Raw genomic sequence first — 17,417 nt, forward strand, 5'->3', positions numbered from 1 at the left:
TCGCCGCGCGGCGGCTCGCTGCTTGAGCGCCGCCACTCACTCCCGCTCACCCCGGCGGACGCCGGGGCCCAGTGAGAACTTCAGGTGCCGGGGCTTGAAGCCAAAGGACTGGATCTCGGCGTCCGCCGGGATGAGCGGGGAGGGGGCTAACGCGGCCCGGTCAGCCGAATCTCGAACAGGCTGGGCCAGTTCTTGCCGGCGACAAACAGGCGGCGGTTCTTTTCGTCCCAGGCGATGCCATTCAGGACGTCGTCGCGCGGGTCCTTCACCTGACCCGCGGGCAGCAGGCCCTTCAGGTCGATGATCCCGACCACATGGCCCGAGGCCGGGTCGATGCGGACGATGTAGTTGGTCTGCCAGACGTTGGCCCAGATCTCGCCGTCGATCCATTCCAGCTCGTTCAGCTGACGCACCGGACGGCCGTTCAGGGTGACGGCGACACTTCCGGTCTCAGTGAAAGTCGTAGGATCGAAGAAGCGCAGACTGGGCGATCCGTCCGACAGTATCAGTCGCGTTCCATCGTGGGTCAGGCCCCAGCCTTCGCCCGTATAGGTAAAGCGGGAGGTCTGGGTCAGGTCGGTCGCGTTCCAGACGAAGCCGACGCCGTTGTTCCAGGTCAGGCTGATGATGCGGCCGCCGATCTCGGTCAGGCCTTCGCCGAAATACTCGGGGTCGAGTTCGCGCTTTTGCAGCACGACGCCATCTTCCAGCCGCACGCGGCGAACGCTGGATGGCTCGCGGCCCGTGCTCTCGATCAGTTCACCGTCGCGAAAGACGAGACCCTGGGTGAAGGCTGTCGGGTCGTGGGGGAAGGCCCGCACCACCTCATAGCCATAGACCGGCGGTCGCGTGGCGGCGGCAGAAGGGGCGGTCGGCCCCGGCGATTGCGCCTCGGCCGACGCGGGAAGCGCCAACAGAAGCATCGCCAGGACCGGCCAGAGACGCACGATCAGACGCCGGGCTCGGCGGTCTCGGCCTTGTTCAGCGCGCGCTGGGCGGCTTCTTCGGCCCGGTCCTTTTTGATCTGGGCGTTGCGCGACCACATGTTCAGCCCTTCGACCAGGGCCGAGAAGGCCATGGCGGCGTAGATATAGCCCTTGGGCACATGGACGCCGAAGCCGTCGGCGATCAGCACGGCGCCGATCATCAGCAGGAAGCCCAGGGCCAGCATGACCACGGTCGGGTTCTTGTCGATGAAGTCGGCCAGCGGGTCCGAGGCCAGCAGCATGGCGGCCACGGCGATGATCACGGCGACCATCATGATCGGCACGTGATCGGTCATGCCGACGGCGGTCAGGATGGAGTCGACCGAGAACACCAGGTCCAGCAGGATGATCTGGACGATGGCGGCGCCGACGTTGGTGATGACGACGTCCTTCTTGTCCTTCTCCAGCATGTCGTTCGTCGGGGTGACGTCGACGGCGTGGTGGATTTCCTTGGTGGCCTTCCACACCAGGAACAGGCCGCCCGCGATCAGGATCAGGTCGCGCCAGCTGAAGGCGGTGTCGAAGCTCTCGCCGTGGATGCCGAGGTCGAAGACGGGCGCCGTCAGGCCGACGATCCAGCCGATGGCGGCCAGCAGGGCCAGACGCATGATCAGGGCCAGGCCGATGCCGATGCGGCGCGTGCGCTGACGATGCTCGGGCGGCAGCTTGTTCGACAGGATCGAGATGAAGATCAGGTTGTCGATGCCGAGAACGACCTCCATGACCACCAGGGTCACGAGAGCCGCCCAGGCGGCGGGGTCGCTCAACAGGGGGGTTATGCTTTCAAGCATCGGGGGTCCTGAGATGTGATGAAGCCTAAGCGGTAACGGGATCGTGAGGTTGCATCAAGCGGGCGCCGGCGGCGGCGTCGTCGCACCCGGCACGTCGGAGACCAGGGCGCCGGGGCCGCCGCCGGCCATGACGGCGGCGCGAACGGCCGCGTGGCTGGCCAGACTCTGGGCCTCGACATAGATGCGGCCCGCCTGGGGATAGGCGGCGCGGAGGCGATGCTCCAGCCGGGCGACGGTGGCCTCGACCTCGGCGGCGGTCAGGTCGTCCTGAAAATCGAGACTGAGGGCGACCAGGATTTCATTGGGTCCGAAATGCATGGTGCGCAGGTCGTTCAGTCCGACCACGCCCGCCTCCGCCTTGGCGATGGCGGCGATCCCCGCGCGCGTGGCGGGATCGGCCGCCTCTCCGGTCAACAGGCTCTGGCTCTCATAGGCCAGGAAGCCGGCGGTGACGGCCAGGACCGCGCCGATGGCCACCGAGGCGACGCCGTCGATCATCGGCAGGTCGAAGACATGGCTGGCGACGACGCCGATCAGGGCGATGACCAGGCCGGTCAGGGCGGCGGTGTCCTCGAACAGGACGGTGAAGATGGTCGGGTCCTTGCTGTCCTGCACCGAGCGCAGCAGGGGGCGGCCCGCCCTTTCACGATTGAAGGCCTTCAGCGCCACCCACCACGACCCGCCCTCGAACAGGACCGCCAGGCCCAGGACGACATAGTTGACCCAGGGGTTCTCGATCGGCTGGGGGGCGCGGATGCGTTCGATCCCGTGCAGGACGGAGATGACGGCGCCGAGGCCGAAAATCAGCACGGCGACGACGAACGTATAGAAGTAGAGCTGCAGCCCGTGGCCGAAGGGGTGGGTCTCGCTGGCCGGACGGGCGGCCCGCCTCAGCCCGATGAGCAAGAGAACCTGATTGCCGGTATCGACGGCGGAGTGGATGGCCTCGCTCATCATGGCCGCGCTGCCGGTGAACAGGGCGGCGGCGAATTTGATCACGGCGATGGCCGTATTGCCGGCCAGGGCGGCGAGGATGACGTTCTTCGAAGTCGAGGCGGCCATCGAAACCCCGTTGTAGCGCGCCGAAAGAGCGCGGGTGCGACCTTATCGTTCCGTTCCCGTTGGTTGCGACCGGGGGGCTTGCGTGTTATCAGCCGCGCGGCTTTGACGAAGGATGCATCGAAAGATGTGTCCCAAGTATGCTTTCCATAAGCAAATCAAGCCCTTGGCTGGCGCGAGAGATCGCGGCCGGACTCGACCCAAACGCTTCAAATCGCGGACCTTTATTACGTGGCGGACGATTTCAGAACGACGGAAGTCGGCGGACGGTATGCTCAGGCGCTGTTCGACCTCTCGGAAGAGACGGGGGCGCTCGACGCCGTGCGCGGCGATCTCGCCTCGCTGAAGGCCGCCTGGCTGGACAGCGCCGACCTGCGCCGCCTGGCCCAGTCGCCGGTGATCTCCGCCGAGGACCAGGGCAAGGGCCTGTCGGCCATCGCCGACAAGGCGAAGTTCAACGCTGTCACCAAGAAATTCCTTGGTCTGCTGGCGGCGAACCATCGTGCTCGCGACCTGCCGGGCGTGATCGCGGGCTTCCAGGCGCTGTACGCCAAGAAGACCGGCGTCGTCGCCGCCGAGGTGGTCTCGGCCCTGCCGTTGTCGGCGGCCCAGACCAAGAGCATTCTGTCGGCCCTGCGCGCGTCTCTGGGCCGCGATCCCGAACTGACCGCCCGCGTCGATCCATCGATCCTGGGCGGCCTGAAGGTCAAGGTGGGCTCGAAGCTGTTCGACGCCTCGCTGAAGACCAAGCTCGACCAGATGAAGTTCGCGCTCAAGCGCGCCTAAAGACCCCGAATTCCAAGTTCAAGCCGGGCCAGCGGGTCCGCACCGAAGACGAAAGCCAGAGAGCCCACCATGGACATCCGCGCCGCCGAAATCTCGGCCATCCTCAAGTCGCAGATCGCCAACTTCGGCGTTGAAGCCGATGTTTCCGACGTCGGCCAAGTGCTGTCGGTCGGCGACGGCATCGCTCGCATCCACGGTCTGGACAATGTCCAGGCCGGCGAAATGATCGAGTTCCCCAAGGCCGGCGTGAAGGGCATGGCCCTGAACCTCGAGCGCGACAACGTCGGCGCCGTGATCTTCGGCGCCGATGCGCAGATCGCCGAGGGCGACGAAGTCCGTCGTCTGGGCGAGATCGTGGACGTGCCGGTCGGCAAGGGCCTGCTGGGCCGCGTCGTCAACCCGCTGGGCGAGCCGATCGACGGCAAGGGCCCGATCCAGTTCACCGAGCGTCGCCGCGTCGACGTCAAGGCGCCGGGTATCATCCCGCGTAAGTCGGTTCATGAGCCGATGCAGACCGGCCAGAAGGCGATCGACACCCTGATCCCCGTCGGCCGCGGCCAGCGCGAGCTGATCATTGGCGACCGTCAGGTCGGCAAGACCGCCATCGCCATCGACACCATTCTGAACCAGAAGAAGATCAACGCCTCGAACGACGAGAGCGCCAAACTCTACTGCATCTACGTCGCCATCGGCCAGAAGCGCTCGACCGTCGCCCAGATCGTCAAGACCCTGGAAGAAGCCGGCGCGCTGGAATACACCATCATCGTCGCCGCCACGGCGTCGGAACCGGCCCCGCTGCAGTTCCTGGCTCCGTTCGCCGGCACCGCCATGGGCGAGTTCTTCCGCGACAACGGCATGCACGGCCTGATCGTCTATGACGACCTTTCCAAGCAGGCTGTGGCCTATCGTCAGATGTCGCTGCTGCTGCGCCGTCCGCCCGGCCGTGAAGCCTACCCGGGCGACGTCTTCTACCTGCACAGCCGCCTGCTGGAGCGTTCGGCCAAGCTGAATGAAGACAATGGTTCGGGCTCGCTGACCGCTCTGCCGATCATCGAAACCCAGGCCAACGACGTCTCGGCCTATATCCCGACCAATGTGATCTCGATCACCGACGGCCAGATCTTCCTGGAATCGGACCTCTTCTATCAGGGCATCCGTCCGGCCGTGAACGTCGGCATCTCGGTGTCGCGCGTCGGCTCCTCGGCTCAGATCAAGGCGATGAAACAGGTCGCGGGTTCGATTAAGGGCGAGCTGGCCCAGTACCGTGAAATGGCCGCCTTCGCGAAGTTCGGCTCGGACCTAGACGCCTCGACCCAGAAGCTTCTGGCCCGCGGCGCCCGCCTGACTGAGCTGCTGAAGCAGCCGCAATACTCGCCGCTGGCCGTCGAGGAGCAGGTCGTGTCGATCTACGCCGGCACGCGCGGCTACCTGGACAACGTGGCGGTGTCGGACATCGGCCGCTTCGAGAGCGAGCTGCTGGCCCGCGTCCACTCGAACCACGCTTCGCTGCTGGAAGGCATCCGCACCAAGAAGGCTCTGACGCCGGAGCTGGAAGCTGAACTCAAGGACGTCCTGGCCGCCTTCGCCAAGACCTTCGCTTAAGAACTGACCAGAGAGCGAGAGTAGCGCCGGATGGCCAGCCTCAAGGAAATGCGCAATCGGATCGGAAGCGTCAAAGCGACGCAGAAGATCACGAAGGCCATGCAGATGGTCGCCGCGGCCAAGCTGAAGCGCGCCCAGGAGCAGGCGGAGAACGCCCGCCCCTATGCGACGCGGATGGCCTCGGTCATCGCCAATCTGGCCGCCGGCGTCTCGGGCGACAGCGCCCCGAAACTGCTGGCGGGCACGGGCGCCGATCAGCGTCACCTGATCGTGGTCGCCACGGCGGACAAGGGTCTGGCGGGGGGCTTCTCGTCCAACGTCGTCCGCGCCGCGCGCGACCGGATCAACAGCCTGATCGCCAACGGCAAGGACGTCCGCGTCATCGCCGTGGGCAAGAAGTCGCGTGATCCCCTGACGCGCCTGTTCGGCGACAAGGTCGTGAAGACCTTCGAGCTGAGCGAGCACAAGGTCCTGGGTCTCGCTGCTGCGCAGCCGATCGCCGAACTGATCGCCGAAAGCTTCGAAGGCGGACAGGCTGACGTCGTCACCCTGTTCTACAGCAAGTTCCAGTCGGTGATCTCGCAGGTCCCGACCGCGAACCAGCTGATCCCGGCGGTTGTCGCCGGCGACGCTGAGCCGATCGACCTGAACGGCGCGGTCTATGAGTATGAGCCCTCGGAAGAGGAAATCCTCGAGACCCTGCTGCCGCGCAACCTGACGACGCAGATCCTGGCCGCCCTCTACGAAAACCAGGCCGGTTTCTTCGGCGCGCAAATGGCCGCGATGGACAACGCCACGCGCAATGCGGGCGACCTCATCAACAGCCTGACGCTCCAGTACAACCGCAAACGCCAGGCCCAGATCACAACCGAGCTGATCGAGATCATCGCCGGCGCTGAAGCGCTCTGATCCCGACCGACCAGACAATCCGAACCGGACGCACCCCATGACCGACGCCACCGCCCCGAAGAAAACCGCAGCCAAGAAGCCGGCTGCTCCCAAGAAGGCCGCAGCCGCCGCTGTCGCTGGCCAAGCTGCTGGCACGGGCAAGATCGCCCAGGTCATCGGCGCCGTCGTCGACGTTGAGTTCACCGGCGCCCTGCCGGCGATCCTGAACGCGCTGGAAACCCAGAACGTCGACCAGAAGACGGGCGAGCCCTTCACCCTGGTCCTCGAGGTCGCTCAGCACCTCGGCGAGAACATGGTCCGCGCCATCTCGATGGACACCACCGAGGGCCTGACCCGCGGTCAAGCCGTCGTGGACACCGGCAAGTCGATCATGGCGCCGGTCGGCCCGGGCACCCTCGGCCGCATCATGAACGTCGTCGGCCAGCCGATCGACGAAGCCGGTCCGATCCAGACCACGGAATACCGCTCGATCCACCGCGAGGCTCCGACCTTCGAAGAGCAGTCGACCTCGTCGGAAATCCTGGTCACGGGCATCAAGGTCATCGACCTGATCTGCCCCTACACCAAGGGCGGCAAGACCGGCCTGTTCGGCGGCGCCGGCGTCGGCAAGACCGTGACCATGCAGGAACTGATCAACAACATCGCCAAGGCTTACGGCGGTTACTCGGTTCTGGCCGGCGTGGGTGAGCGCACCCGCGAAGGCAACGACCTGTATCACGAGATGATCGAGTCCAACGTGAACGTGGACCCGGCCAAGAACAACGGCTCGACCGAAGGCTCCAAGTGCGCCCTGGTTTACGGCCAGATGAACGAGCCCCCCGGCGCCCGCGCCCGCGTCGCCCTGACCGGCCTGTCGATCGCCGAGTACTTCCGCGACGAAGAAGGCAAGGACGTGCTGCTGTTCGTCGACAACATCTTCCGCTTCACGCAAGCCGGTTCGGAAGTGTCGGCTCTGCTGGGCCGCATCCCCTCGGCCGTGGGCTATCAGCCGACGCTGGCCACCGAGATGGGCAACCTGCAAGAGCGCATCACCTCGACCAAGAAGGGCTCGATCACCTCGGTCCAGGCCATCTACGTCCCGGCCGATGACTTGACCGACCCCGCGCCCGCCGCCTCGTTCGCCCACTTGGACGCGACGACCGTTCTGAACCGCGACATCGCGGCCCAGGCCATCTTCCCGGCCGTGGACCCGTTGGACTCGACCTCGCGCATCATGGACCCGCTGGTCATCGGCGAGGAACACTACCGCGTCGCCCGTCGCGTTCAGGAAACCCTGCAGCAGTACAAGGCGCTGAAGGACATCATCGCCATCCTGGGCATGGACGAACTGTCGGAAGACGACAAACTGGTCGTGTCGCGCGCTCGCAAGATCCAGCGCTTCCTGTCGCAGCCCTTCTTCGTGGCTGAGCAGTTCACCAACTCGCCGGGCAAGTTCGTCGAGCTGAAAGACACCATCCGTTCGTTCAAGGCCATCTGCGACGGCGAGTACGACCACCTTCCGGAAGCCGCCTTCTACATGGTCGGCGCCATCGAAGAAGTCGTCGAAAAAGCCGCCAAGATGGCTGCGGAAGTCTGATCCATGGCGGGCAAGCTGAACTTCTCCCTCGTCGCCCCGGAACGCGAAATCTTCGCGGGCTCGGTCGATCAGGTCGATGCGCCGGGCGTCGAGGGCGACTTCGGCGTCCTGCCGGGCCACGCGCCCTTCATGACCACCCTGCGTGAGGGCGTCGTGACCGTCTATGAAGGCGCTGCGCGTCGTCAGTTCGCGGTCAAGGGCGGTTTCGCCGACGTCAACGCCCAGGGCCTCAGCATCCTGGCCGAGGAAGCCTCGGAAATCGTCGAGGGCTAAGCCCTTTGCGACGCTGAAACGATCAGGGCCTCCCGCTTCGGCGGGGGGCCTTTTTCGTGGCGCAAACCACAAGACCGCTCATCCCGGCGGACGCCGGGATCCAGTCCTTGCTTCAAATTCGGCGTTGGAAGTTACGGGGATCTGGCCCGGTCGTGTGCGTGGCTCTCACTGGATCCCGGCGTCCGCCGGGATGAGCGGATGGGTGGTGCGTTACTTCGGCAGTCCCTCGAACGCCGCCACCACCTGCTCATAGACCTCGCGCTTGAACGGCACGATCAGGTCGGGCGCCTCCTCCAGCGCGCCCCAGCGCCAGGCGTCGAACTCGGGCTCGCCGTGGGCGGCCAGATCGAATTCGTTGTCCTCGCCGGTGAAGCGGAAGGCGAACCAGACCTGCTTTTGGCCCTTGAAGCCCTGCCACGACTTGGGCCCGCCCATGCCCTCGGGGAAGTCGTAGACGATCCAGCCCCCGGTGCGGCCCAGCAGTTCGACCGAGCGGACCCCGGTCTCCTCCTGCAGTTCGCGCAGTGCGGCGGCCTCCAGGTCTTCGCCTTCATCGACGCCGCCCTGCGGGAACTGCCAGTTCCACGGTTCGGGCGTCCTGGCGCGGCGGCCCAGCCAGACCTGTCCGGCGGCGTTGAACAGCACCACCCCGACATTGGGGCGATAGGCGGAAAGATCGGTCTGGCTCATCCGTCCCGATTACGCCGGGGCGGTGCGGCCCGCCAGCCGTAACCGCGCCTTAAGCGGCGGCAGGGCAGGGTGGGGCATGGATCGTCGCGCACTGATCGGCCTCGCCGCCCTGGGTTCCGCACTCGCCGCCGCCGAGGCCGCCGACGCCTCGGACAATAGCGAAGGCAAGGGCGAAGGCGGCGGCGCGCCTGCCAGCGCCTACATCCCCCTGCCCACGGCCACCGCCACCATCCTGCGCCGCGACGGGCGACGCGGGGTGATGACGGTCGAGGTCGGGGTCGATGTGGCCGACGCCGCGCTGCGGACCCGCGCCGACCAGTCGAGGCCGCGTCTCAGCGCCGCCTATAACGAAGTGATTCGACTGGCGGGCGAGCGCCTGCTGCCCGGCGCCCCGCCGGACGTGGAGTGGCTGAGCCGCGCGCTGCAGGCGGCGACCGACCGGGTGCTGGGCAAACCGGGGGCCAAGCTGCTGCTCGGCACGGTGATGGTGGTTTGATCCCACTCTCCGTCATCCTCCGGCAAGCCGCGTAGCGGCGCGACCGGGGGACCCAGCGGCGCCGAAGGCGATCTTTACGGCAAGCGCGGCGGCGGGGTTTTCGCTCTACGGGCGCCGCCGGGTCCCCCGGTCTCCGCTGCGCTTCGCCGGAGGATGACGAAAGGGAGGGGCGTTTCCGGCGGTCCCGGGTAGCGGCTGCGCCGCTTCCGAGGTGACGAAGACGATCAGTCCTGCGTCGGGCTGGGCCGGCTGGCGTCGCCGTAGGTCAGGGCCAGGAAGACGTCTTCCAGGCTGGGGTCCTCGGTGGCGATGTCCTTGATGGTCACGCCCGCCGCGCGGACGGCCATCAGCACCTGTTCGACGCTGGATTCCCCGGTGCGATAGGTGACGACGAAGGCCCCGTGCGGACGCGGCGCGACCTGGAACCCCTTCAGCGCGGGCGGAACCTCCTGCGGCGTCTCGGGTGTGACGACGACGTTGCGGGTGTCCAGCCGTTTCAGCAGCTCGCGCGTCGGCTCGCAGGCCACGACCTCGCCCCGGTTGATGATGGCGATGGTGTCGCAGAGCTCCTGCGCCTCCTCGAGATAGTGGGTGGTCAGGATGACGGTGACGCCTTCTTCGTTGATGCGGCGGACATAGTCCCACAGCTGGCGGCGCAGCTCGACGTCCACGCCCGCCGTCGGCTCGTCCAGGATCAGCACCGGCGGATTGTGCACCAGGGCCTTGGCCACCATCAGGCGGCGCTTCATCCCGCCGGACAGGGCGCGGACATAGGCGTTGGCCTTGTCCGACAGGCCCAGCGCGGCCAGCAGTTCATCCGAGCGCCGCTCGTTGGCGGGCACGCCATAGAAGCCGGCCTGGACCTCCAGCGCCTCGCGCGGGGTGAAAAAGACGTCGGCGACGATCTCCTGCGGCACCACGCCGAGGGCGGCGCGGGCGTCGCGCGCCTCGTGGTCGATGTCGCGGTCCCAGATGCGGACGCTGCCCTCGGACTTGTTCACCACCCCGGCGATGATGTTGATCAGGGTCGACTTGCCGGCGCCGTTGGGGCCCAGAAGCCCGAACATCGAGCCGCGCGGCACGGTCAGATCGACGCCGCGCAGGGCGGTCTTGGGCGGCGACTTCTTGTTGCCCGCATAGGTCTTCTTCAGGCCCCGCACCTCGATGGCGTTGACGGGCAGGGCAGGGGTGTCGGTCATGCGGGCGTTCACTCGGACGGCGGAAGCGTGCGGCATAGGTAGGGCGCGCGGGGCCGTTCGCCAAGGCGCTGTTGCGCGGTTCGGCGACAAGGTTGCGCGTCTTTGTGTAAATGATGCTTGACGCGCGCTCCTCGTGTGTCTAGGTTCCTTGTCATAAAGACAACCTGCCTTGATGGAGAAGCGCTCATGACCGCCCTGCAAGCCCCGACCAAGAAGCCCCTGACTCGCACCCGCCTGATCGGTTTCGCCGCCATGAGCGTCTGCGCCCTCGGCTACGCCGGCATGGGTCTGGCTCTTTTGGCGGGCAAGCTCGACTATCTGGACATGACCTACGCCGCCCTGTTCGCGGCGGTCTCGGCCCTGATCGGCGAGATCGGCCTGTGGGTCGGCGCCGGCTGCCTGGGCCTGACCCTGTTCAAGAAGCGCAAGGCCATGCTCGACAGGCTGTTTCGCCGCCCGGCCCAACCGGCCTCGCAGGTTTGACCTCGGGGTCCGGTCCTTCTAGGAACGGCGCGAGCCTTCCAGACGGACCGGACCCATGCCCCCCCGCCATACCGACGCCATCCTCCCCCCGCCCGAAGAGATCGTGGTCTCGTCCAAGCGCGTCGCCTGCGACGGCGGCGGCGTTCTCGGCCACCCGCTGGTCTATCTGGAGATGGGCGAGGACGACTTCGTCGAGTGCGGCTATTGCGACCGCCGCTTCGTCCTGTCGGCGCACGCGCACCCCGAGAACGAATACCTCGACCCGGCGGCCCGCCCGCCCGAGGCCCACTGAGCGATGCGCTATCTGCACACCATGGTCCGCGTGAAGGACCTGGAGGCGTCGCTGCATTTCTACCGCGACCTGCTGGGTCTGGTGCAGACACGCCGGATGGACAGCGAGGCCGGGCGGTTCAGCCTGATCTATCTGGCGGCCCCTCAGGACACGGCCCGCGCCGAGACCGAGAAGTCCCCTGAGGTCGAGCTGACCTGGAACTGGGATGCCGAGGACTATCAGGGCGGGCGCAATTTCGGCCACCTGGCCTTCGCGGTCGACGACATCTACGCCGCCTGTCAGCGCCTGATGGACGGGGGTGTGGTGATCAACCGCCCGCCGCGCGACGGCCACATGGCCTTCGTCCGCTCGCCCGACGGCATCTCGATCGAGCTGCTGCAGGCCGGCGAGCGTCTGGCCCCGGCCGAGCCCTGGGCCTCCATGGCGAACGTCGGAGCCTGGTGATTTGACGAGCGCACGTCTTGTCGCCCTCGCTGCGGCGATCCTGGTCCTGAGCGGCTGCGCCTCGGTGACCGAGACCAATCCGGCCCGGACGGCCACCGACATGCTGCTGGTCAACCGCGCGGCCGACCGCGCGGTCGAGGGGCTGACCCTGCCGATCCCCCAGGGCGCGCGCGTCTTTGTCGACGAGACCTATTTCCAGGCCGAGAACGCCCGCTATGCGCTGAGCGCCATCCGCGCCGCCCTTTCGGACGCGGGCTATGCCATCAGCCGCGACCGCGACAGCGCCGACGCCATCTTCGAGGTCCGCGCCGGCGCCCTGTCGCTGGAGCAGATGCGCCGGGTGTTCGGCATCCCCGACATGCGGGTGCCGATCAACGAGACGCTGAACGTCGTCTCCATCCCCGAACTGTCGATCTATTCCAACCGCGACCGCATGGGCGTGGCCGAGTTTTCGGGCTTCCTCTACGACGGCCGCAGCGGGATGCCGCTGGGCGCGGTCACGCCGATGATCGGTCAGTACAAGATCCGCAGCCATAAGGCCTTCATGGTCGTGACCTGGGGTCAGCAACTGGCCCAGCCGGGCGAGCGCGATCCGGGCTCGAGCTGGAAAGAGTTCTAGATCTCCCGAACGAGACAGGGCCGCGAGGCCATGTTAGGGCACGGGTGAGCATAAGTCCGCCGCCGCTATAAAGAGCCGCCCTTGTCCTTCTTTCACGCCGGTCCCGCGCCGAAAGGCTTCGGCCCTCGACCCGGCGCCCTGCGCGACGGGCTGGACCTGCATCCGGGCATGAAGGTCGGCCTGTTCGGCGGCTCCTTCAATCCGGCCCACGACGGCCACGCCCATGTGGCCGAGACGGCGATGCGGCGTATGGGCCTGGACCGGGTGGTCTGGCTGGTGTCGCCGCAGAACCCGCTGAAATCGAGCCACGAGACCGCGCCGCTGGCGGAGCGCATGGCCTCGGCCCGCGCCGCCGCCGCCACGGTCGGCCCCTCCATGATCGTCTCGGATTTCGAGACCCGCATCGGCACCCGCTGGACCGTCGATACGGTGCGGGCGCTGACCGCCCGCTATCCGGGGGTGAAATTCGTCTGGCTGATGGGGTCGGACAATCTGGCCAGCTTCCATCGCTGGCGCGGCTGGACCGACATCATGCGGCTGATGCCCGTCGCCGTGGTCGCGCGCCCCGGCAGCCAGCTGGACAGCCGCACCGCGCCGGCCGCCTCGCGCTTCGCCCGCTGCCGCATTCCGGCGGCCCAGGCCGGCCTGCTGCCTAGCTTGCAGGCCCCGGCCTGGACCTATCTGACGGCGCCGCTGAACCCGCGCTCCTCCACGGCGATCCGGGCGGCCGGCGACGCTCGCTGAGCAGTCGGCCGGTCGGCGATTGACGGCTGAGATCAACGAGCATCTATTTCGCCGAACGGCGGCGCTTCCACGGGGGCGCTGCGGAGAGAGGGCGTCATGAGCCAGACCACCGGGCCGGCGGACATCACCAGGCGCTTCCAGGACGCGTGGAACACGCACGACATGGAGGCCTTCGGTCGGCTGTTCCATCCCGACGCGACCTTCGTGAACCGGTTCGGGACCTATTGGCGCGGGGTCGATCAGATCGTCGCCGGCCACGTCGGCATCCACACGTCGATCTATCGCGATTCAACGCTGGCGATCGACGCGCCCGATGTCGATCCGATCTCCGGCGATACGGCCATCCTGCATTTCTGGACGCGGCTCAGCGCCGGCGCGGCGCATCCCGCCGGGCCGCATCAGGTCGATACCCTGATCCTCGCCGTGGCGACGCGTCGCGAGGACGAATGGCGCATCCAGGCGGCGCAGAATGTGACGCTGACCCATCCGATGACCGGGGCGGCGATCCTCCGCTCCTGAACCGCCGAACCTCTGAGCCCGAGCCGGGGGAGGCGTTCGATAGAGCCGCAAGGAACGCTTCCTTTGCGGGAAGCGTCCGCCGGGGGCTGCCTCTATGCGAGCGATGGGTGACCTTTCGGCCGGAACGTGCTAGGTTGCCGCTTTAGTAATCTCCTCGGAGCCCTCCGCTGACCCCCTCGTCCGCGCACGATGCGCAAAACGCCGCCGTTTCCAACGCGGCCCATGAAATGGACCCGATCGATTCCGTCCATTCCGAAGACGGTCAGGCAGAAGGCGGTCCCAGTACCGGTGATCAAGCCCCGCTTCCAGTCGGCCTGACCGATCTGGAACGCGCCATCATCGCCAAGCTCGACGACGACAAGGCGCTCGACATGGTCCTGATCGACCTGCGCGGCAAAAGCCCGATGTCCGACGCCATGATCGTGGCTTCGGGTCGGTCGAACCGCCACGTCGGCGCTCTGGCCGATCACCTGCTGCGCATGTTCAAGGAGATGGGCCTGGGCAAGGTCAAGGTCGAGGGCCTGCCGCACTGCGACTGGGTGCTGCTGGATGCGGGCGACGTGATCGTCCACCTGTTCCGCCCCGAAGTGCGCACCTTCTACAATATCGAGAAGATCTGGGCCATCGACAGCGCCCACCGCGGCGGCGCCGGCGCGGCCTGATCCTCGAACTGAGCTGACCCCATGAAGCTGGCGATCGCGGCCATCGGCAAGCCGGGCCGCGGTCCCGAGGCCGCCCTGGCCGACGACTACGCCCGGCGGGCGACCCTGGCGGGCCGTCCGCTGGGGCTGGGTCCGCTGGAGCTTCTGGATCTCGAACCCCGTAAATCGGGCAAGGCCCCCCAGGCCGAGCTGATCCTGGCCGCCGCCGAGGGCGCGCACCTGATCGCCTGCGACGAGCGGGGCAAGACCTATGCCTCGCGCGCCTTCGCCGACCACATCGCGGCGCTGCGCGATCAGGGCGAGCGGCGGCTGGTCTTCGCCATCGGCGGGGCCGACGGTCTGGACGAAAGCGTGCGCCGCGCCGCGCGTTCCACCCTGGCCTTCGGGCCGCAGACCTGGCCCCACGCCCTGGCCCGCGCCATGCTGGCGGAACAGCTCTATCGCGCCGTGACCATCCTGTCCGGCTCGCCCTATCACCGCGACTGATGCGGCGCGGCCTTTCTCTTCTTCTGCTGTCGTCGGGGCTGGCGCTGATGCTGGCCGGGCCGGCGTCCAGCCAGCGCGCGCCGGCCCCCAATCCTGAACTGACCCGGCTTCAGGCCGAGTATCGCGACGAGACCGCGCGCGCCCGCCGCCTGCGGTCCGAGGCCGCGGCCGCCGGCGACGAGGTCGTCGATCTGGATCGCCAATTGGCCGCCCTGCGCCGGGCCGAGGCCGAGGACGACGTGCAGATGGAATCTCAGCGCGCCCGGCTGAAGGAGCTGGGCGACCGCGAGGCGGCCCTGGTCGCCTCTCTTTCCCGCGAACGGGCCAGTCAGGGACGCCTGTTGTCGGCCCTGCAGATGATGAGCCGCAAGCCGCCGCCGCCGCTGCTGATCCCGGCGGACAAGGCGGTGGACACGGTGCGCGCCTCCATTCTGATCCGGGCCATGACGCCCGAACTGCAGGCGCGGGCCAGGACCCTGGTCGAGCGTCAGGCCGAGGTGATGCGCATCCGCCGCCTGGCCGCCTTGTCGAGCGAACGCCTGTTCACCGTCGAGAGCGCCCAGGGGGATCGCCGCGCCGAGATCGAAAGCCTGTCGGCGCGCAAGGTCGCCTTGCGCGCTGTGCTGCGGGCCGAGGCCGCCCGCGCCGAGCGCGCCACCCGCGTGCTGGAGGCGCGCATCCGCGACCTGGGCGGCCAGACGCCGGTCATCGCCGACGCCGTGGTCGAGGCCCCCGCCGCCCGCCTGCCCGCCGGTCGCAGCCGTCTGACTTCGCCGGTGCAGGGCGCGCCGTCGCAGCGCTTCGGCGGCGGCTCCAGCGGCTGGCGCTGGCGCTCCAGCCACGAGGTCATCGCCGCCCCGGCCCCCGCCCGCGTCGCCTACGCCGGGCCGCTGAAGGAGTGGGGCGAGGTGGTCATCCTGGACCTCGGCCCCGGCTGGCGGGTCGTCGTGGCGGGGCTGGATCAGCTGTCAGTCACGACCGGGCAGAGGGTCGGCGACGGCCAGGCTCTGGGCCGGACCGGCGAGGACGGCGAGGCCTATTTCGAACTGCGCCGCGACGAGCGCCCCATCGACCCCGCGCCCTGGCTGCAATAGCGGCTCCAATAGGGGCCGTCGTCGCGCGAAAGTCCTTTCAAATCCGCGCGGACGCTGATTGTATCGTCATATCTGACGCTGGCGCTTGAGCGCCTGCGCCTCCCTGGACGACCGGAGCCCGCGCGGGTCCGATGGAAAGACACCGAATGCGTAAACTGCTTCTCATCGGTTGCGCCGCCCTGGCCCTGGGCGGATCGGCGGCGGCTGTCGCCAGCCAGACCCCGCGCAACGAGACCTTCCGGATGCTTCAGATGTTCGGCGACGTACTGGGCATCGTCGAACAGGCCTACGTCGTTCCGGTCGACAACAAGAAGCTGATCGAGGCGGCGCTGTCGGGGATGATGACGGCGCTGGACCCGCATTCCAACTATCTGCCGCCGAAATCCTACGGCGACCTGCGCGAGCGGACGACGGGCGAGTATTCCGGCGTCGGCCTGACCATCACCGCCGAGGGTGGTCTGGTGAAGGTCATCTCGCCGATGGACGAAAGCCCGGCGGGCCGCGCCGGCGTTCAGGCGGGCGACGTCATCAGCGCCATCGACGGCCAGAACGCCGCCGGCCTGACCGTGTCCGAAGTGTCCGAGAAGCTGCGCGGCGCGATCGGCACCAGCGTCACCGTCACCTTCCTGCGCGACGGCGAGGAGCCGCGCGAAGTGGTCCTGACCCGCGAGGTCATCAAGGTCGAGTCCGTCACCGGGCGACTGGAAGGCGACTTCGGCTACCTGCGCATCTCGACCTTCAACGAGAACACCGGCCGCGAACTGACTGAAACCATCAACCGACTCAAGCGCGAAAAGCCCGGCATCAAGGGCTATGTCCTGGACCTGCGCAACAACGGCGGGGGCTTGCTGACCGCCGCCATCGACGTGTCCGACACCTTCCTGGAGCGCGGCGAGATCGTCAGCCAGCGCGGCCGCAAGCCGACGGACATTGAACGCTACGCCGCCAAGCCAGGCGACCTGACCGGCGGCCTGCCGGTCGTGGTCCTGATCAACTACGGCTCGGCCTCGGCCTCGGAAATCGTGGCCGGCGCGCTGAAGGATCAGGAACGGGCCACGGTCGTCGGCCTGACCAGCTTCGGCAAGGGGTCGGTGCAGACCGTCATCCCGCTGCGCGGCGGCCAGGACGGCGCCCTGTCGATCACCACGGCGCGCTACTACACGCCGTCGGGCCGCTCGATCCAGAAGATCGGCATCGAGCCGGACCTGGAGGTGGCGCGCACCGAGGCCGAGGCGCGCATCGTCTCGCGCTCCAGCTTCATCTATTCCGAGGCCGCCTACGCCACGGCGCTGGACGCCTCCATCGGCGCCGAGCGCAAGGGGCCGCACACCCCGCACGAGGCGCCGGGCAAGGACTTCGACAAGACCAAGGACTATCAGCTGCAACGCGCCCTGGACGTGCTGCGCGCGGGCGGCGACCTGACCAGGCTGGCCGCCGCGCCGGACAACGTCGTGGTCACCGCGCCGGGTTCGAAGCTCATTGAGACGGCGGAGGCCGAGGCGCCGAAAGTGACGGTGACGCCGGACGCGTCCTCCGACCGTCCGACGCGCGGGCCGGAAATCACGCCGGGCAACGCGCCGAAGAAGGACTGATCCTTCCGGACGTGGTGAACGGCGCGTTAGGGTTTCTTAACCGGCGCTGGGGATAAGTGAGGGTGAGGGGAACCGCGTCGTGCGGTTCTCCCGTCCCGCCCCTGTCGTTCGAGCG

21 protein-coding genes are annotated in these 17,417 nt (G+C 67.8%); 16 read left to right on the forward strand and 5 right to left on the reverse strand.

The genetic code is table 11. From position 1 onward, the window contains the following. Positions 1 to 146: 146 nt before the first annotated feature. The 3 genes from AC1DJ5_RS07585 to AC1DJ5_RS07595 are packed head-to-tail and all read right to left on the reverse strand — an operon-like array spanning position 147 to position 2,839. Complete coding sequence (locus AC1DJ5_RS07585) at positions 147 to 923, reverse strand: glutaminyl-peptide cyclotransferase (RefSeq protein WP_477020316.1); 777 nt, start codon at positions 921 to 923, stop codon at positions 147 to 149. 26 nt (positions 924 to 949) lie between these two features. Further along, positions 950 to 1,777, reverse strand: coding sequence for a TerC family protein (locus tag AC1DJ5_RS07590; protein WP_441454628.1), 828 nt, complete (start codon positions 1,775 to 1,777; stop codon positions 950 to 952). Between the two features lie 54 nt (positions 1,778 to 1,831). After that, positions 1,832 to 2,839: a cation diffusion facilitator family transporter gene (locus AC1DJ5_RS07595; RefSeq protein WP_441454627.1), complete on the reverse strand. Its 1,008-nt coding sequence runs from the start codon at positions 2,837 to 2,839 to the stop codon at positions 1,832 to 1,834. A 228-nt stretch (positions 2,840 to 3,067) separates the two neighbouring features. Between AC1DJ5_RS07595 and AC1DJ5_RS07600 the strand changes: the two genes are divergently transcribed. The 5 genes from AC1DJ5_RS07600 (at position 3,068) to AC1DJ5_RS07620 (ending at position 7,982) form a co-directional block, all read left to right on the forward strand. Beyond that, positions 3,068 to 3,622: a F0F1 ATP synthase subunit delta gene (locus AC1DJ5_RS07600; protein WP_477020190.1), complete on the forward strand. Its 555-nt coding sequence runs from the start codon at positions 3,068 to 3,070 to the stop codon at positions 3,620 to 3,622. A 69-nt stretch (positions 3,623 to 3,691) separates the two neighbouring features. Beyond that, complete coding sequence (gene atpA, locus AC1DJ5_RS07605) at positions 3,692 to 5,224, forward strand: F0F1 ATP synthase subunit alpha (protein ID WP_441454625.1); 1,533 nt, start codon at positions 3,692 to 3,694, stop codon at positions 5,222 to 5,224. A gap of 30 nt (positions 5,225 to 5,254) precedes the next feature. Continuing rightward, on the forward strand, positions 5,255 to 6,133 hold the full coding sequence (locus AC1DJ5_RS07610) for a F0F1 ATP synthase subunit gamma (protein ID WP_441454624.1): 879 nt from the start codon (positions 5,255 to 5,257) through the stop codon (positions 6,131 to 6,133). A 37-nt stretch (positions 6,134 to 6,170) separates the two neighbouring features. Next, positions 6,171 to 7,709 (forward strand): F0F1 ATP synthase subunit beta, encoded by a 1,539-nt coding sequence (gene atpD, locus AC1DJ5_RS07615; protein WP_441454623.1) that lies wholly within the window; start codon positions 6,171 to 6,173, stop codon positions 7,707 to 7,709. Positions 7,710 to 7,712: 3 nt separating this feature from the next. Continuing rightward, positions 7,713 to 7,982, forward strand: a complete 270-nt coding sequence (locus tag AC1DJ5_RS07620) for an ATP synthase F1 subunit epsilon (protein ID WP_441454622.1) — start codon at positions 7,713 to 7,715, stop codon at positions 7,980 to 7,982. 210 nt (positions 7,983 to 8,192) lie between these two features. On the opposite strand, the gene AC1DJ5_RS07625 is transcribed toward AC1DJ5_RS07620, so the two are convergent. Further along, positions 8,193 to 8,672, reverse strand: coding sequence for an RNA pyrophosphohydrolase (locus tag AC1DJ5_RS07625; protein WP_441454621.1), 480 nt, complete (start codon positions 8,670 to 8,672; stop codon positions 8,193 to 8,195). A 76-nt stretch (positions 8,673 to 8,748) separates the two neighbouring features. On the opposite strand from AC1DJ5_RS07625, the gene AC1DJ5_RS07630 reads away from it, so the two are divergent. Continuing rightward, complete coding sequence (locus AC1DJ5_RS07630) at positions 8,749 to 9,168, forward strand: Tat pathway signal protein (protein WP_477020191.1); 420 nt, start codon at positions 8,749 to 8,751, stop codon at positions 9,166 to 9,168. A 224-nt stretch (positions 9,169 to 9,392) separates the two neighbouring features. Here the strand turns inward: AC1DJ5_RS07630 and AC1DJ5_RS07635 are convergent, their stop codons facing one another. Beyond that, complete coding sequence (locus tag AC1DJ5_RS07635) at positions 9,393 to 10,367, reverse strand: ABC transporter ATP-binding protein (RefSeq protein ID WP_477020192.1); 975 nt, start codon at positions 10,365 to 10,367, stop codon at positions 9,393 to 9,395. Between the two features lie 186 nt (positions 10,368 to 10,553). Between AC1DJ5_RS07635 and AC1DJ5_RS07640 the strand changes: the two genes are divergently transcribed. The 10 genes from AC1DJ5_RS07640 (at position 10,554) to AC1DJ5_RS07685 (ending at position 17,302) form a co-directional block, all read left to right on the forward strand. Next, positions 10,554 to 10,850, forward strand: coding sequence for a hypothetical protein (locus AC1DJ5_RS07640; RefSeq protein ID WP_477020193.1), 297 nt, complete (start codon positions 10,554 to 10,556; stop codon positions 10,848 to 10,850). 55 nt (positions 10,851 to 10,905) lie between these two features. Beyond that, positions 10,906 to 11,142: a zinc-finger domain-containing protein gene (locus AC1DJ5_RS07645; protein WP_441454617.1), complete on the forward strand. Its 237-nt coding sequence runs from the start codon at positions 10,906 to 10,908 to the stop codon at positions 11,140 to 11,142. A gap of 3 nt (positions 11,143 to 11,145) precedes the next feature. Then, positions 11,146 to 11,586, forward strand: coding sequence for a VOC family protein (locus tag AC1DJ5_RS07650; RefSeq protein ID WP_477020194.1), 441 nt, complete (start codon positions 11,146 to 11,148; stop codon positions 11,584 to 11,586). Between the two features lies 1 nt (position 11,587). Next, entirely contained in the window at positions 11,588 to 12,205 is a 618-nt protein-coding gene (locus AC1DJ5_RS07655) for a DUF6655 family protein (protein ID WP_477020195.1), read from the forward strand. Positions 12,206 to 12,286: 81 nt separating this feature from the next. Further along, positions 12,287 to 12,949: a nicotinate-nucleotide adenylyltransferase gene (locus AC1DJ5_RS07660; RefSeq protein ID WP_477020196.1), complete on the forward strand. Its 663-nt coding sequence runs from the start codon at positions 12,287 to 12,289 to the stop codon at positions 12,947 to 12,949. 96 nt (positions 12,950 to 13,045) lie between these two features. Next, positions 13,046 to 13,468, forward strand: coding sequence for an SgcJ/EcaC family oxidoreductase (locus AC1DJ5_RS07665; protein ID WP_477020197.1), 423 nt, complete (start codon positions 13,046 to 13,048; stop codon positions 13,466 to 13,468). Positions 13,469 to 13,695: 227 nt separating this feature from the next. Further along, complete coding sequence (rsfS, locus tag AC1DJ5_RS07670) at positions 13,696 to 14,130, forward strand: ribosome silencing factor (RefSeq protein WP_441454612.1); 435 nt, start codon at positions 13,696 to 13,698, stop codon at positions 14,128 to 14,130. A gap of 21 nt (positions 14,131 to 14,151) precedes the next feature. After that, positions 14,152 to 14,616: a 23S rRNA (pseudouridine(1915)-N(3))-methyltransferase RlmH gene (gene rlmH / locus AC1DJ5_RS07675; protein ID WP_477020198.1), complete on the forward strand. Its 465-nt coding sequence runs from the start codon at positions 14,152 to 14,154 to the stop codon at positions 14,614 to 14,616. After that, positions 14,616 to 15,710, forward strand: a complete 1,095-nt coding sequence (locus AC1DJ5_RS07680; RefSeq protein WP_477020199.1) for a murein hydrolase activator EnvC family protein — start codon at positions 14,616 to 14,618, stop codon at positions 15,708 to 15,710. The genes rlmH and AC1DJ5_RS07680 overlap by 1 nt, the downstream gene beginning before the upstream one ends. Before the next feature lie 146 nt (positions 15,711 to 15,856). Then, on the forward strand, positions 15,857 to 17,302 hold the full coding sequence (locus tag AC1DJ5_RS07685; protein WP_477020200.1) for a S41 family peptidase: 1,446 nt from the start codon (positions 15,857 to 15,859) through the stop codon (positions 17,300 to 17,302). Positions 17,303 to 17,417: the final 115 nt, after the last annotated feature.

This window comes from Brevundimonas sp. 01N35 (genome assembly GCF_056399785.1).